Here is a 15,811-nt window from a genome sequence, read left to right on the forward strand (position 1 = left end):
GATCGCACCGCTTCGACCGCCGCTTGAACCGAAGCCTATGCGAAGTTCCCGGGTGCTCCAAACGGATTCCTCGGACTTTGGCCAAGCCACTGCGGACATTGCCCTAAAGGACAATGCTGCACTCTTGCTGCATGGCGAACACACTTGACTGCGTGAACGTTCTCATTTAGGTGAACGTTCACAAGAGCAATTCAGGCCCGAAATACGGCGCACAGCGTCGATTCCGAATCTAAGGGGGAGGACCATGAGAGTTTCCGCATCGCGCAGCAGCGCCGTACGTTCAGGCGCGATCCGCGCCGCAAGCCTTGGCGCGATGGCGCTGGCACTCGCTTCAGCTTCAGCGCAGGCGCAGGATGCCGCTGCCGCTCCCTCGGACGACGGCGAAGCCATCGTCGTCACCGGCATCCGCGCCTCGCTGTCGAAAGCGCTCGATATCAAGCGCAGCGCTCAGGGCGTGGTTGACGCGATCTCGGCTGAGGACATCGGCAAGTTCCCCGACACCAACCTCGCCGAATCGCTCCAGCGCATCACCGGCGTGTCGATCGACCGTTCGAACGGCGAAGGTTCGACCGTGACGGTTCGCGGCTTCGGCCCGGACTTCAACCTCGTCCTGCTCAACGGCCGCCAGATGCCTGCCTCCAGCCTCGGCGGCAGCAGCGGCGCTCCGGCCTCGCGCTCGTTCGATTTCGCCAACCTTGCCTCCGAAGGCATTGCCGGGGTCGAAGTCTACAAGTCGGGCCGCGCATCGCTGGCTACCGGCGGCATCGGCTCGGTCATCAACATCAAGACCGCCAAGCCCCTCGAACGCCCCGGCTTCCATGGCAGCATCGGCGCAAAGGGTGTCTATGACACCTCGCTGTTCGAAGGCACCAGCCTGACGCCGGAAGTTTCGGGCATCATCAGCGACACCTTTGCCGATGGCCGCATCGGCGTGCTGCTGACCGGCTCCTATCAGGACCGCAAGGCGAGCCAGGCGCAGTTCAACGCAGGCTGGCGTGAAGGCTACCTTGGTTCGGAAAACAACTGGGGCTCGCTGGCGCAGCCGGGCACGCCCGGTGCTGCCAACATCCAGAACCGCCCCGGCCCCAACGACATCTATCAGGTCACGCAGAACGCGGGCTATGACTTCACCACTTTCCGCCGCAAGCGCATCAACGGTCAGGCCGTCGTCCAGGTCAAGCCGACCGACACGCTGACGGCGACGGTGGACTACACCTTCTCGCAGAACACGATCGACGCGCGCACCAACTCGATCGGCGTGTGGTTCAACCATGGCGACACCTCGAGCAGCTGGACCGATGGTCCGGCGGCTGGCCCGAACTTCTATGCCGAGAACTTCGGCCCCGGGAAGGATCTCGCCATCACCGGCGCGGTCGCGGCCAACCGTTCGCGCAACCACTCGATCGGCGGCAACCTCAAGTGGGATGGCCCCGGCGGCCTGCGCCTCGAACTCGACGGTCACCACTCGACCGCCGAGAGCAAGCCGACCAAGCCCTATGGCTCGGGCATTGCCGTTGGCAGCGCGATCTTCGGCGTGAAGTCGCAGAAGGTCGACTACACCTCCGACATGCCGGTCATCAGCGTGCTGATGTACCCCGGTGCCGAGATCAATGCTGCGAACATCCGCCCGGCAGGCAACGCCTTCCGTACTGCCTACATGCGCGACGAGATCAACGAAGTTGCCCTGCGCGGCGGCTACGATTTCGACGCCTCGTTCATCGACAGCCTCGACTTCGGCGTGACCTACACCGAGAACAAGGTCCGCTCGGCCTTCGGCGTTATCCAGAACGACACCTGGGGTGGCACGCTTTCGGCGGCGGAAACGCCGGACGATCTCTACCAGATCCGCAACCTGCCCAAGGATCTTTCGGGCATGCCGGGCTCGCAGGATGCGTCGATCATACCGAGCTACTTCGAGATCAACACCGATGCTCTGATCCAGTTGCTCGACAGCAAGCTCGGAATCTGCAGCACCGCTGTTTCAGCGGGCACCTGCATCGCCAAATACACTACCGACCGCACCGTGCGTGAACGCACCTGGGCACCCTATCTCCAGACGACGCATTCGTTCGATCTGGGCGCGGGCAAGGCCCACCTGCGCTTCGGTCTGCGTTACGAGAAGACCAAGGTCGACTCGACCGCGCAGGTGCCAATCCCGGTCCGCACGATCTGGACCGGCGGCAACGAAACCGCGATCGACTACGGCAATCCGCAGCAGGTCGCTGCCGCCTCGCTCAAGGGTGAGTACGAGAACTGGCTGCCCGCGATCGACTTCGACATGGAGCCAATCGAGAACGTCCGTCTGCGCGCATCCTACAGCCAGACCATCACGCGTCCCGACTATACTTCGCTGCAGGGCGGCACCACGCTCGCCTCGCCGATCCGCATCGGTGGCAGCACGGCATCGAGCGGCAACCCCGGTCTGCTGCCGTACAAGTCGAACAACGTCGATCTTTCGGCTGAGTGGTACTATGCGCCGACCAGCTACGTTTCGGTGGGCTTCTTCCACAAGGTCGTGAAGAATTTCATCAGCCAGACGCAGGTCAATCAGCCTGCATTCGGCCTGACGAATGCGGCAGCGGGTGCCAATGCAGCAGCAGCGCGTGCTGCACTCGGCCCCAATGCCACGGCGCAGCAGTTGCTCGACTACATCGGCACCAACTTCCCCTCGACGGTCATTCGTGACAACAACGGGGTGGTTACCGGCGTCGTCGGCCAGGCGTCCGATCCGCTCGTGAACTTCATCACCACGCAGCCGACCAACAGCGACCAGAAGGCAAAGCTCTGGGGTTGGGAATTCGCGGTCCAGCACAGCTTCTGGGATACCGGCTTCGGCGCGATCCTGAACTACACGGTCGTCAAGAGCGACACGAAGTTCGACAACACGCTGCGCTACACCATTCCGCAGTTCGCGGTGAACGGGGTCAGCGACAGTGCCAACGCGGTCCTGTTCTACGACAAGAACGGTCTGCAGGCTCGTGTGGCCTACAACTGGCGCGCAGGCTTCCTCGCTGGCTACGGGTTCGATCCGTACTACGTGAAGTCCTACGGCCAGTTCGACGCCAGCGCTTCGTATGAAATCCGCAAGGGCGTGACGGTGTTTGTCGAAGGCATCAACATCACCAACGCCGACCGCAAGGGCTACCAGCGCAACAACCAGACCGTGTTCTTTGCGGCACCGGGTTATGCGCGCTATGCTGCCGGTGCGCGGTTTACCTTCTGATGAAGGCGGGGTAACCCGTTGACATTGAAGGACCGGCGGCCCGTATTGCTTCGGCAGTGCGGGCCGCAGGGGTTTTCGAGACGGACACGGCGGCCGGACCAACCGGCGTCTGGATTGGGTGAGCGATGAGCGGGTCGGTGCAACAGGTTGTCATCGTCGGCGGGGGCACCGCAGGATGGCTATCGGCCTGCCTGCTCGCGGCGCGGCGGCCCGAGCTTGCGATCACGCTGGTCGAGGCACCGGACATCCCGACCATCGGCGTGGGCGAGGGCACCTGGCCGACCATGCGCGAGACGCTCGCCACCATTGGCATTCCCGAAGCGGAATTTCTTGCCCAGTGCGATGCCGCGTTCAAGCAGGGTTCGCGCTTCGATGGCTGGGTCGATGGCACGGCGCAGGACAGCTACCTCCATCCCTTCACGCCGCCGCCGCCGGGAGACATGGCCGCACTGCTCGGCGCGTGGCAGGCCAAATCGGCTGACCTGCCTTTTGCTGCAGCCATGACCCCGCAGCATTCTGCCTGTTTGCAAAGCCTTGCACCACGCCAGCGCGCCATGCCGGACTATGCCGGGGCGCTCAATTACGGCTACCATCTCGACGCTGGCAAGTTTGCCGCGCTGCTGATGCGCCACGCCACCACGCGGCTGGGCGTCACGCATGTTGCCGCGCAGGTCACCGGCGTTGAGGGCAGCGCAGGCGGCGACATTGTCGCGCTGCAACTGCACGACGGGCGCAGGCTTGCGGGCGATTTCTTTATCGATTGTTCGGGGCAGGCTGCCATCCTGATCGGCAGGCATTGCGCCGTGCCGTGGGTCGACCGGTCCGACGTCTCCTTCAACGACAGCGCCCTTGCCATGCAGGTGCCGGTCGAGCCGGGCAGTCCGATCGCCTCGCAGACCATCGGCACCGCGCACGAGGCTGGCTGGATCTGGGACATTGGGCTGCCCACAAGGCGCGGCATCGGCTGCGTCTTCGCCTCGCGCTTCATGGAAGACGGGCGCGCCGAAGAGATCCTGCGCGACTATATCGCGGCCAAGGTTCCCGGCGCCGATACTGCCGCACTGCGCCCGCGCAAGCTGTCATTCTCGACCCGCCACCGCGCCCGCTTCTGGGAACGCAATTGCCTCGCCGTCGGCCTGTCCGCAGGGTTCATCGAACCGCTTGAGGCATCGGCCATCGTCACCATCGAGCTTTCGATCAAGGCGCTGGCCGACAACTTCCCGCGCCGCGCCGCCACGATAGGCATTCTGGCCGAGCGCTTCAACGAGCTGTTCCGCTATCGCTGGGACCGCATCGTCGAATTCCTCAAGCTGCACTATGTCCTGAGCCGCCGGACAGAGCCCTACTGGCTGGCACAGCGCGATCCCGCGACGATCCCTGCGCGCCTTGCCGAATGCCTCGAACTCTGGCGGGATCAGCCTCCTTCGGCTTGGGACTTGCCCCGCATGGACGAACTGTTCTGCGCAGCGAGCCAGCAATACGTTCTCTATGGCATGGGCTTTGCTGTGCCGCAGGGTGCTAGAGACAAGGCGGGCGCAGCGGTGGAACGTCTGGCCGAAGTGCACCAGCGTTCGCGCGCACTGGCAGCGGCCCTGCCTTCGAACAGGACCTATCTCGATGCCCTGCGCCCCGTTTCGGCCGCAGACCCAATCGCCATGCACGGAGCGGCAGTGAAATGAGCAACCACGCAGTCCTCAACCCTGCCGACCACGGCGAGTTGCGCATCGACACCGCAGCGAGCGCCGAGCTTGGCGACAATGTCATGGCCTGCGTCACCGTCCCGGCAGAGTTCCGCTCGGTTCAGGCGCATTACCCGATCGTCTTGCGGCGAGACCTCTCCACCGGCAAGCTGGAAGCGCTGGCACTGTTCGGGTTCGAGACGGGCGAGAACCTGTTCCTGCGCGATGGCCGCTGGGACGCGACCTATCGCCCGCTCGCCATGGCGATCCAGCCCTTCCTTGTCGGTCGGCCGGCGACGCCTGATGGGGTCGGTCAGGTCCACGTAGATCTCGATCACCCGCGTATCAGCACCAACGGCGAGGGCGTTCGAGCCTTTGACGCCGATGGAAAGCCGACGCCGTTCCTCGAGGACATTGCCAGCAAACTCGGTGATCTCGACTTCGCCCACCGCGAAGCAGGCAGTTTCTTCGCCGCGCTCGACCGGTACGAACTGGCCGAACCCTTCAGCCTCGAAGTCACACTCGATGATGGCTCCAAAAACTCTCTCGTCGGCTATCACACCATCAACGAGGAAAAGCTGACCGCGCTTGATGGCGACGCTCTGGCCGATCTGATGGGGAGCGGGCACCTCCTGCGCATCGCGATGATCATCGCCTCGCTGTCGCACTTTGCCGACCTCGTGGCGCGCAAGAACGAGCGGGCGCGTGGTGGCTGACTCAGACGGCCCGTTTCACGCAAGGCTTGCCCCTGTTGCCGAGCGCAAGCTCGGCCACGCGAGCGAACTTGATGCAATGCTGCGCGAAGCCACCGAGCCGTTTGTGCTGCGCGGGCTTGTCGCGGACTGGCCGCTTGTCCGAGCAGGACTAGAATCCGCCCGAGCCGCCCGTGCCTATTTGGTCGATCGCGCGCGGCCCGTGCCCTTTGCCGTCTCCATCGCCGACCCCGGCAGCGGCGGCCGCCTGTTTTATGACGCGGCGATGGAAATGAACTTCCGCATGGCGCGCGGCAAGCTGGCCGATATCTTCACCGGGTTTGATGACAACGAGGAGCGCGCCGATCCGCCGACGATCTATCTCGCTTCCATCGACGTGCCTGCGCACTTTGAAGGCGTCGATGCCGAGAACCACCTCGACCTCGGCCAGCGCGATCTGATCAAGAGCCTGTGGATCGGAAGCCCCACGCGAATTGCTGCGCACAACGACTTTCCCGACAACCTTGCCTGCTGTGTCGCCGGACGTCGCCGCTTCACGCTGTTTCCGCCCGACCAGTTCCGCAATCTCTACCTCGGCCCCATCGACAACACGCCCGCCGGCCGCGCCGTCAGCATGGTCGATTTCGCCAAGCCTGATTTTGCCGCATACCCGCGCTTTGCCGATGCGCTGGCCAGCGCGCAGGTGGCCGAACTCGAGCCGGGTGATGCGCTGTTCATCCCCTCGCTGTGGTGGCACCATGTCGAGGCGCTGGAGCGCTTCAACATCCTGCTCAACTACTGGTGGCGCGATACGCCGCGCTTCCACGGGCAGCCGCAGACCGCGCTGACCCACGCGATCCTTGCCATCCGCGACTTGCCCGAAGCCGAGCGTGCAGTGTGGCGCGACATGTTCGAATACTACGTGTTCTCGGGCGGCGACGACGCCCGCGCGCATATCCCCGAACAGGCGCAGGGCGCGCTTGGACCCATCGACGCGCATGGCGCCGCCCGCATCCACCAGTTTCTCCTTAGGAGCCTCAGCCAATGACCGCTTCGCAACTGCCTCGCCGCATCGTGATCGCTGGCGGCGGCACCGCCGGATGGATGACCGCCGCCGCGCTTGCCCGCACGCTTGGGGCGGTCGCGCAGGTGACACTGGTCGAGAGCGAGCAGATCGGCACCATCGGGGTGGGCGAGAGCACGATCCCGCCGCTAGTCACCTACAACCGCCTGCTCGGCATCAACGAGGCCGAGTTCATGCGCGCCACGCAGGCGACGTTCAAGCTCGGCATCAATTTCGAGAACTGGCGCGTGCCGGGCGAGACCTACTTCCACTCGTTCGGCGGCACCGGCAAGGACCACTGGTCCGCCGGATTCCAGCACTTCTGGCTCAACGGTCTGGAGCGCGGGCATAGCGAGGACTACGGCCAGTACTGCCTCGAACTGAAGGCGGCCCAGGCGAGCAAGTTCGCCCACTTGCCCGACGACAAGATGAACTATGCCTACCAGCTCGATTCAGGGCTCTACGCCAAGTTCCTGCGCGCGATGGCCGAAGCTGACGGCACCACGCGCATCGAAGGCAAGATTGGCCGCGTCGAACTCGATGGCGAGAGCGGCGACATTTCTGCGCTCGTGCTCGAAGGGGACCGCCGCATCGAGGGCGACCTGTTCATCGACTGCACCGGCTTTCGTGCGCTCCTGATCGAAGGTGCGCTGCGGGCAGGCTACGACGACTGGACCCACTGGCTCCCCTGCAACAGCGCGATTGCCATCCAGACCTCAAGCGTGCGCCCGCCGGTGCCCTACACCCGCGCCATTGCGCACGAAGCTGGCTGGCAGTGGCGCATTCCACTGCAGCACCGGCAGGGCAACGGCGTGGTCTATTGCAGCGACTACCTGAGCCATGAAGCGGCACTGGAAAAGCTGCTCTTGACGGTAGAGGGCGAGAAGCTGGTCAAGCCCAACCATATCCGCTTCCGCACCGGCGCGCGGCGCAAGCAGTGGCACCGCAATTGCGTCGCGGTCGGCCTTTCCGGCGGGTTCATGGAGCCGCTGGAAAGTACTTCCATCCACCTGATCCAGCGCGCGATCCTGCGCATCGTGCGGATGCTTCCGGCAGGCCCGATCAGCAGCCGCGACATCGACGAGTTCAACGACCAGCAGTTCACCGACATGGAGCAGATCCGCGATTTCCTCGTCCTGCACTACAAGGCGACCGACCGGCGCGACACGCCGTTCTGGCGGCACTGCGCGGGCATGGAGATCCCCGCCAGCCTCGAACACAAGATCGAACTGTTCCGCGAGACGGGCCGCGTATTCCGTAAGAACGAAGAACTGTTCGCCGAGAATTCGTGGATCCAGGTGATGATGGGGCAGGGAATCATGCCGCGCAGCCACCACCCTGTCGCCGCCAAGCTTCGGGACGAGGAACTGGCGCATCTGCTCGCCAGCTTGCGCGAAAACGTGACCCGCACCGTGGCTTCGCTGCCCTCCCACGCCGATTACGTGGCGCGCTATTGTGGTGCCGAGGTTCCGGCGGCGGCATGAGCATCGTTCTGCTGGTTGCCGCTGCCGCCGCGCCCCAATGGCAACTCGTCTGGGCTGACGAGTTCGACGGCGCATCGCTCGATCGCAATCGCTGGGTCCTGGCCGAGGACTGCTGGGGCGGCGGGAACGAAGAGCGGCAGTGCTATACCGCGCGTCCCCAGAACCACCGGGTGAAGGACGGCGTGCTGGAGATCGTCGCGCAGCGCGAGAACTTTACCGGCCCCGCTTACCCCCGCGACCAGCGCGACAATCCGCAAAAGGCCGTGGCGAAGCGGGAGAAGCCGTTCACTTCAGCGCGGCTCTCGACGCAGGGCAAGGCGTCGTGGCTATACGGCAAGGTCCAGATCCGCGCGCGTCTGCCGCAGGGGCAGGGGACGTGGCCTGCGATCTGGATGCTGCCCGAAGACTGGGCCTATGGCGGCTGGGCCCGCTCGGGCGAGATCGACATCACGGAGGCGGTCAACCTCGGCCAGCCTTGCGAGCCCTGCGAAGGCGGCTCCGAGAACCGGGTGCTCGGCACGATCCATTTTGGCGGCGAGCCGCCGCGCAACCGCTACATCACCGAAGAGACGGCGCTGGCCGATCCGACCGCGTTCCACACTTACGAGGTCGAATGGGACAAGGACGGCATGGTCTGGCGTGTTGATGGCAAGGACTACGCCCGGCGCGAGCCGCACGAGTGGCACACGCTCGCCTCGGACAAGCCGGGCGCGCCGTTCGACAAGCCGTTCCACCTGATCCTCAACCTCGCCATCGGTGGGCATCTGCCGGAAGGGCGCAATGCGAAAGGCGTCGATCTCTCCGGTTTTCCCAAGACCATGGCAGTCGATTGGGTTCGCGTCTGGCAAAAGCCGACGGTTGCGGTTAACGCTCTCATGGGAACGAAGAACGGGGGTAACTGACAGCCCATGGCGCGCAGGCGGCAGGCGGTGACGATCAAGCACGTGGCAGCCGATGCGGGTGTGTCGCTGCAGACGGTGAGCCGCGTCATCAACAATGAGGCCAACGTCCGGCCCGAAATGCGCGAGAAGGTCCAGGCCTCGATCGACAAGCTGGGCTACGTCCCTTCGATCGCGGCGCAGCGGATGAGCGGATCACGCTCGTACCTGATCCTGGCGCTCAACGACCGCGAACGCACGATTGCCGACTGGCGGGCGCGTCAGGGGACCGACTGGGTCGACCAGATGCTGCTGGGCGGGATGCTGGAATGCGCCGAGCACGGCTACCGCCTGATCTTCGAACTGGTCGACACGCACAACGACCACGTAGAGCGCGAGCTTGGCGCAGCGATTGCGGCGCTGCAGCCCGACGGCGCGATTCTGACCCCGCCGCACTCGGACAATCCCCAGATCCTCGAGACTCTCGCGCGCCACAAGGTGCCCTTCGCCCGGATCGGCGCGCAGACCGGAGAGGCAGGCCTGCCCGAAGGCATCATCGTCTCGATGGACGACGAAGGGGGCGCGCGAACGGCGACGCGCCATTTGCTCGACCTCGGGCACAGGCGCATCGGCTTCATTTCCGGTCCGTCCGAGTATCGCCTTGCCGGAAAGCGCGTCGACGGATGGCGGGCGGAGATGGATGCGGCCGGCCTTGCGACCGATGGCCTGCTCGAAGCGGGCGACTTCACCTATCCTTCTGGCGTTCGTGCCGCGCGGGCGCTGCTGGGCCGCGCCGACCGTCCGAGCGCAATCATCGCCAGCAATGACCAGATGGCGCTGGCCACGGCGGAAGTGGCTGCCGAACTCGGCCTTGGCATCCCCGAAGATCTGTCGCTGGTGAGCTTCGACAACACGCCGCTCGTCCGCTTCACCCGTCCCGCCTTGACGGCGGTGGACCAGCCCATTGCCGAGACCACGGCGACGGCGGTGCGGATGCTCATCGGGGCACAGCGTGACGATGGGGCGGACATCGCGCCGGTGATCCTGCCGATGGGGTTCGAGGTTCGCGGCTCCACCGGCCCGGCAAGCTGAGCGGCGTGGCCGTCACGAACCGGCAGGAGCACCGCTTCCTCGCGCTCTACGCGCTGGCCTGGGCGGGTTCGACCATCGGATATGTCCCGTTCCTGACCCTGCTGCTGCCGATGCAGGTGCAGCAGCTGGCGGGGACCGAGGCGGTGCGCTGGCTTGCGGCCACGACGTTTCTGGGCGCAATCGCGGCGAGCCTGTGCAACATCGCGTTCGGCTGGCTGAGCGACCTTGCCAGGCGGCGCAAGCCCTTCGTCCTGGCTGGCCTGCTCCTGTCCTGCGCCATGCTTCAGATTGCGCCGCGCGTGGAGACATTGACCGCCCTGATCGTGGTTATCGCCGTCTGGCAGCTTGGCCTGAACCTGATGCTCGGGCCACTTTCGGCCTGGGCGGGGGACCGCGTGCCCGACGCGCGCAAGGGCATGCTCGGCGGCTTGCTCGCCTTCGCGCCTGCCTCGGGCGCGCTTGCCGGAGCGCTGGTTACGCTGCCGTTCCTTGCCGATCAGATGCAGCGATTTGCTGCAGTCGGCGCGGTGATCATGGCCTGCGTGTTGCCGCTGGTCCTGCTGGGCGAAGACGGCGGGCGAACCGGGGGCGAACCTGCGAGTGGTGGCGGAGAAGTGGCCAGCAAAGTCCTGCGCGCCATGGCCACGCGCATGTGGGTCGCGCGATTGCTGGTGCAGGTTTCCGAAGCCTCGCTGTTCGCCTTCTTCTACCTCTGGCTGCGCTCGGTCGATCCGGCGCTTGCCGACGATGCGATTGCCCGGGTCCTGCTTGTCGCGATGATCGCAGGCGCTGTTGCGGCGCTGCTCGCAGGGCGCTGGGCGGACCGAGCGGGCAAGCCGGTCGTGCCGTTGACGCTGTCCTGCGGCGGGGCAGCGATTGGGCTCGTGATAATGGCGCTGGCAACAGGTGGCGAATTGGCCGTGGCGGGATACATCCTGTTCGGCCTTTCGACCTCCGTGTTCCTCGCCCTGCACAGCGCCCATACCTTGCGCGTCCTGCCCGACAGTACGCGGCGCGGGCGCGATCTTGGGCTGTTCAACCTGACCAACACGATCCCCTCGCTGGCGGTCCCGGCACTGACGCTCGCCCTCGTTCCCACGCTCGGATTCGCCGCGCTCTTCGCCGTGCTTGCAGCACTTGCGGTGACCGCGATGGTGCTTCTTTCCAGACTGCAACACTGACCGTCGCGCAGGACTTGATTTCCGCTGCCGAACGTGTGAAACGCTCGTTTGAGAACGTTCACAGAATTTGGGGAAGTCGATGTCGAAGGGAACCACGGCGCGGATAAAGGCCGGTCTGCTGGCTTCGTCGCTGCTGTTGCTTGGCAGCACCGCGCTGCAAGCTGCGGAAGGTGGCGTTGCCAATCCGGCGAACTGGCCTGCCGCCCGCAGCCCCGCAGCCCTGACCGATCGCGCGACCGAGCGCGCCATCGATCGCCTGATCCGGCGCATGACGCTAGAGCAGAAGGTCGGGCAGGTGATTCAGGGCGACATCAGCTCGGTCACGCCTGCAGACCTTGAGCGCTATCCGCTCGGTTCGATCCTGGCGGGCGGCAACAGCGGCCCCTATGGCGACGAGCGCGCCGATGCGGCCAAGTGGCTCAAGCTGGTGACCGAATACCGCGCGGCATCGCGCAAGGTGGGGGCGGGCGTGCCGATCCTGTTCGGCGTCGATGCGGTCCATGGCCATTCCAATCTGCCGGGCGCGACAATCTTTCCGCACAACGTCGGGCTCGGCGCGGCGCACGATCCCGAACTGATCCACCGCATCGGGCAGGCCACCGCCGCCGAAGTCGCGGGCTCGGGCATCGAATGGACCTTCGCCCCCACGCTCGCTGCGCCGCAGGACTTGCGCTGGGGCCGCGCGTATGAGGGCTACTCCATCGATCCCGCCGTCATTGCCGCCTATTCCAAGGCGATGGTCGAGGGGCTGCAGGGGCCTTTGCGCGCCGGTAAGCCGCTTCCCGCCGCCAAGGTCGCTGCGAGCGCCAAGCACTTCCTCGCCGATGGCGGGACCGAGGGCGGCAAGGACCAGGGCGATGCCAAGCTGCCCGAAGCCGAACTCGTCCGCCTCCACGCACAGGGCTATCCCCCGGCAATTGACGCCGGGGCGTTGACGGTAATGGCGAGCTTCTCGAGCTGGAACGGGGTCAAGAACCACGGCAACCGCTCGTTGCTGACCGATGTGCTCAAGGGGCGGATGGGCTTTACCGGGCTGATCGTCGGCGACTGGAACGGCCATGGCCAGATCCCGGGGTGCACCACCACCGATTGCGCGGCCGCGATCAATGCGGGCCTTGATCTCTACATGGCGCCCGACAGCTGGAAGGGCCTGTTCGACAGCACGGTGCGCGAAGTGCGCGACGGCACGATCCCGATGGCGCGGCTTGACGATGCCGTGCGCCGGGTGCTGCGGGTGAAGTACAAGCTTGGCCTCATGGGGGCAAAGCCCGTCGGGCGGGGCGATCCGGCGGCAGTGGGTGCGCAGGCGCATCTGGATATTGCGCGCGAGGCTGTGGCCAAGTCGCTGGTGCTGCTCAAGAATGAAGGTTCGGTCCTGCCGATCCGTCCGGGGGCAAAGGTTCTCGTGACCGGTCCCGGAGCTGACAGCATGGCGATGCAGGCTGGCGGCTGGACGATCACCTGGCAAGGCACCGATACCTCCGCCGCGGACTTCCCCAAGGGCCGCACCATCGGCCGGGCGATCGTCGAGGCGGTCAGCGCGGCGGGCGGCAAGGCCGAGATCGCCAGCGACGTCCCGGCGACCAAGCCCGATGTTGCAGTGGTGGTGTTCGGCGAGCAGCCCTATGCCGAGTTCCAGGGCGATGTGCCCAATCTCATGTTCCATCCGCGCGAGGGTGAGTTGGAGCTGATGAAGCGGCTCAAGGCGCAAGGCGTGCCGGTCGTCGCGGTGTTCCTTTCGGGCCGCCCGATGTTTGTCGGCCCCGAGCTGAACCTTGCCGATGCCTTTGTCGCCGCATGGCAACCGGGTTCGCAAGGGCAGGGCGTGGCCGACGTGCTGGTGGCGGGCAAGGACGGCAAGCCGGTGCGCGACTTTACCGGAACGCTGGCATTCGACTGGCCGCAGGACGCGCGCTCGCCAATGGTCGAACCGCTGTGGCGCGTGGGCCATGGCCTGAGCTATGCAAAGCCCGCCAAGATTGGCCCGGTCAACGAGGACCCGCGCGTCGAACTCGGCTCGGCACTGAGCGAGACGACGTTCATGCGCGCCGGCAAGGTGATCGATCCGTGGCGGTTGGGGCTCGACAGCACCGTCACGATGCGCGCGGTGGACGTTGCCGCGCAGGAAGACGCGCGGCAGTTCACGTGGAGCGGCAAGGGCGATTTCGCGCTTGATGGTCCGCCGGTCGACATGCAACGTCACCTCAACGGCGGGTTTGCGCTGCGGCTTGACTGGCGCCCTGATGCGCGGGGCACGGGGCCGGTGACGGTCTCGTTCGCAGGCGTGCGGCTCGATGTCAGCCAGAGCCTCGGCGCGGTCGGCAAGCCTGGCACCCTGCGCATTCCGCTGACCTGTTTTGCCGCGCACGGCGCGAAGCTGCAGGCGGTTGGCTCGCCCTTGCGGATGGGCGCGGACAAGGGGTTTGTCGTAAGCCTGCGCAATGCCGGGATCGAGGGTGTAGGCGAGACCTACGCCTGTCCGCCGCTGGCGAATTGACCCTAGCGGACCGGAGCCAGCAGGAACGAGGCGGCGACGCCGAGGATGACGAAGGCGAAGACCCGGCGCACGATCCGCGTCCGTGCCGGGTCCGCCAACCAACCTTGCGCGCGGGCGCCGGCGAGCACGATGGCGCAGTGGATCGCGGTGGCAATCGCCGTGCTGATCGCGGCGAGCAGCAGCGCGTTGCGCAGGCCGAGCAGCTCGCCGCCGAGGAACTGCGGGGCGACCACGACGAAGAACATGTAGGCCTTGGGGTTGAGCAGGTTGATCAGTACCCCTGCGGCAAAGGGGCGGGTCGCGCTGCCATTGCCCGGCGCCTGAGGCTTGCCCGCGCCGCGCCATGCCTCGACCGCCAGCCAGACCATCATCGCCGCGCCTGCCATGCGCAGTGCGTTCCACAAGGCGGGCATCGTCGCCAGCAGTGCGGCAAGGCCGAGCGCCGCCAGCACGCCATTGACGAGCAGCCCGATCGCCACGCCCGCCACCGCCGCAAGGCCGTTGCGCCTGCCCTCGGTCGCGGCGAGGCCTGCCAGCCAGGCCATGTTGGGGCCGGGCGTCAGTTCGATCAGCAGGACGGCTAGGGCAAAACCGGTCAGGTCCAAGCGGGGTGCTTTCGGTGGGTGTTGGCCGGATGCTTGGACGCGACGGTGGCGGAGGGCAAGTGTGGTGTTGGGGGCTGGCTGATCTTCTGTTTCGAGGTTGCGCTGTTTGCCCACCCCGCTGCGACCAACTTCACTGCGTTCAGTAAGTCTCGCGGCCCTCCCGCCTGCGGGAGGGCTGGATGAAGCGCTGCGTGTCTCTCCCCTCCCGCAAGCGGGAGGGGCTGGGGGTGGGCATCGCCGATACGCGATAAAGCAAAGCATCCGCTGGCGAGTGCGGACGGTAACGCCGGGGGAAGGCACAGATCGCGCGACCGGTGCGGTGCCGTCGTGGCACGCGCGGGGAGGGCGCGGGACCGGTTGCGAGTGGCCGGGGGGCGGTTCCGGACCCCTTGTCGGCTCAGCCTGAGGGCGGACATATGTGAAAGGACGAAGCTTTGGCAGCGGCTCGCGTGCTGCCTTGGCTTCTGGCAAGCGGCTGCGTGAAAAGAACCTGTCGTTTGTGCTGACACTGTCGCACAATCATGGCGGGTTCCGCATCCGCAGCGTCGCTCAGGGTTCGGCGCCGTGCTATCAGCCCTGGGGTGTCCTGTCTGTCCTTGGGTAACGACAGGGTTTGCCCGGTGGGTCTGGGCTTTACGCCCCGCATTGAACCCGCGCGCACCTGCCGCACCGATCGCGCCGGAGGCTTCGGCAAAAGCCTGACCTCCGAAGAGAGAGGAGCGGGTTGGCCTTTGGCCCTCTCCTGACCTGTGGGCAGGGCGTATAACCTATATGGTTCGTTTTGTCAAGATGGTACGCAAGCGCCGCTCGTCATTCCCGAGCAGAATGACCAAGTGGGAAGGGGTTTCTCGCAGAGACGCAGAGAAGAAGGGAGACGCGGAGAAGGTAAGGGGGGGGGGAAGAGATTGGGGCCTGCGGCACTGTCGAACAGACATGCGGATCACCCACTTTCTCCTCCCTCTTATGAGTTTGGACCCTAAACCCCGTAGCGCTTCTTTCCGTTGCTCGTGATGCAGTAGCGTCCACCGCGCTTCCCCACGCAAACTTTGCCCCCATTGCAGGGGCATTTGCCGTCGTCGGTTGTGTCGCGTGATGTTGCGCCGCCTGCATATCCACGCCGCTTCTTTCGCCTTGCGTCTGCGTCGTTTGGGATGCCGACAAAGGCGGCTGATAGAATGCCAAAGATTAGTGCTCGGCGGTCCATTGTTCTTACCCCATGTTTACTAGAGGCAAATCAGAGCCACAAATCCAGGTGTCCAAAACAGCTTCAAAACCCCGGTTTATATATTGGCGCGCCCGGCAGGACTCGAACCTGCTGCCTCAAGATTAGAAGTCTCGCGCTCTATCCAGATGAGCTACGGGCGCGCGCCGGGTGTCCCATAAGCACGCTTTGCGGATCGTGCAAACCGGGTTAGCA

The 15,811-nt window shown here is 65.5% G+C and carries 10 protein-coding genes and 1 tRNA gene; 9 read left to right on the forward strand and 2 right to left on the reverse strand.

What is annotated here, in order from left to right; genetic code table 11:
• The first annotated feature begins 244 nt into the window (after positions 1 to 244).
• The 9 genes from ACZ1JX_RS02825 (at position 245) to ACZ1JX_RS02865 (ending at position 13,789) form a co-directional block, all read left to right on the forward strand.
• Entirely contained in the window at positions 245 to 3,223 is a 2,979-nt protein-coding gene (locus ACZ1JX_RS02825) for a TonB-dependent receptor (RefSeq protein WP_465125286.1), read from the forward strand.
• A gap of 125 nt (positions 3,224 to 3,348) precedes the next feature.
• A complete protein-coding gene (locus ACZ1JX_RS02830; protein WP_465125287.1) occupies positions 3,349 to 4,902 on the forward strand; it encodes a tryptophan halogenase family protein in 1,554 nt (517 codons plus the stop codon).
• Positions 4,899 to 5,618, forward strand: coding sequence for a SapC family protein (locus tag ACZ1JX_RS02835; RefSeq protein ID WP_465125288.1), 720 nt, complete (start codon positions 4,899 to 4,901; stop codon positions 5,616 to 5,618). The genes ACZ1JX_RS02830 and ACZ1JX_RS02835 overlap by 4 nt, the downstream gene beginning before the upstream one ends.
• Positions 5,611 to 6,642: a cupin-like domain-containing protein gene (locus ACZ1JX_RS02840; protein WP_465125289.1), complete on the forward strand. Its 1,032-nt coding sequence runs from the start codon at positions 5,611 to 5,613 to the stop codon at positions 6,640 to 6,642. The genes ACZ1JX_RS02835 and ACZ1JX_RS02840 overlap by 8 nt, the downstream gene beginning before the upstream one ends.
• On the forward strand, positions 6,639 to 8,141 hold the full coding sequence (locus tag ACZ1JX_RS02845; RefSeq protein WP_465125290.1) for a tryptophan halogenase family protein: 1,503 nt from the start codon (positions 6,639 to 6,641) through the stop codon (positions 8,139 to 8,141). The genes ACZ1JX_RS02840 and ACZ1JX_RS02845 overlap by 4 nt, the downstream gene beginning before the upstream one ends.
• Entirely contained in the window at positions 8,138 to 9,043 is a 906-nt protein-coding gene (locus ACZ1JX_RS02850; RefSeq protein ID WP_465125291.1) for a glycoside hydrolase family 16 protein, read from the forward strand. The genes ACZ1JX_RS02845 and ACZ1JX_RS02850 overlap by 4 nt, the downstream gene beginning before the upstream one ends.
• Before the next feature lie 6 nt (positions 9,044 to 9,049).
• A complete protein-coding gene (locus ACZ1JX_RS02855; protein WP_465125292.1) occupies positions 9,050 to 10,111 on the forward strand; it encodes a LacI family DNA-binding transcriptional regulator in 1,062 nt (353 codons plus the stop codon).
• A gap of 5 nt (positions 10,112 to 10,116) precedes the next feature.
• A complete protein-coding gene (locus tag ACZ1JX_RS02860; RefSeq protein WP_465125293.1) occupies positions 10,117 to 11,292 on the forward strand; it encodes an MFS transporter in 1,176 nt (391 codons plus the stop codon).
• Between the two features lie 79 nt (positions 11,293 to 11,371).
• Complete coding sequence (locus tag ACZ1JX_RS02865) at positions 11,372 to 13,789, forward strand: glycoside hydrolase family 3 protein (protein ID WP_465125294.1); 2,418 nt, start codon at positions 11,372 to 11,374, stop codon at positions 13,787 to 13,789.
• Positions 13,790 to 13,791: 2 nt separating this feature from the next.
• On the opposite strand, the gene ACZ1JX_RS02870 is transcribed toward ACZ1JX_RS02865, so the two are convergent.
• Together ACZ1JX_RS02870 and ACZ1JX_RS02875 are read right to left on the reverse strand one after the other, a co-directional pair.
• The gene (locus ACZ1JX_RS02870) at positions 13,792 to 14,394 is read right to left on the reverse strand and encodes a LysE family translocator (protein ID WP_465125295.1); all 603 of its coding nucleotides are present in this window, start codon (positions 14,392 to 14,394) and stop codon (positions 13,792 to 13,794) included.
• 1,288 nt (positions 14,395 to 15,682) lie between these two features.
• Positions 15,683 to 15,759, reverse strand: a tRNA-Arg gene (locus ACZ1JX_RS02875).
• Positions 15,760 to 15,811: the final 52 nt, after the last annotated feature.

The sequence above is a fragment of the Novosphingobium sp. BL-A-41-Hi4A-0G genome (assembly GCF_055521735.1).

Bases quoted from the DNA above. Each gene is read 5' to 3' on its own strand.
- ACZ1JX_RS02825 (WP_465125286.1), top strand. From the start codon at position 245: ATGAGAGTTTCCGCATCGCGCAGCAGCGCCGTACGTTCAGGCGCGATC.
- ACZ1JX_RS02830 (WP_465125287.1), top strand. From the start codon at position 3,349: ATGAGCGGGTCGGTGCAACAGGTTGTCATCGTCGGCGGGGGCACCGCA.
- ACZ1JX_RS02835 (WP_465125288.1), top strand. From the start codon at position 4,899: ATGAGCAACCACGCAGTCCTCAACCCTGCCGACCACGGCGAGTTGCGC.
- ACZ1JX_RS02845 (WP_465125290.1), top strand. From the start codon at position 6,639: ATGACCGCTTCGCAACTGCCTCGCCGCATCGTGATCGCTGGCGGCGGC.
- ACZ1JX_RS02850 (WP_465125291.1), top strand. From the start codon at position 8,138: ATGAGCATCGTTCTGCTGGTTGCCGCTGCCGCCGCGCCCCAATGGCAA.
- ACZ1JX_RS02855 (WP_465125292.1), top strand. From the start codon at position 9,050: ATGGCGCGCAGGCGGCAGGCGGTGACGATCAAGCACGTGGCAGCCGAT.
- ACZ1JX_RS02865 (WP_465125294.1), top strand. From the start codon at position 11,372: ATGTCGAAGGGAACCACGGCGCGGATAAAGGCCGGTCTGCTGGCTTCG.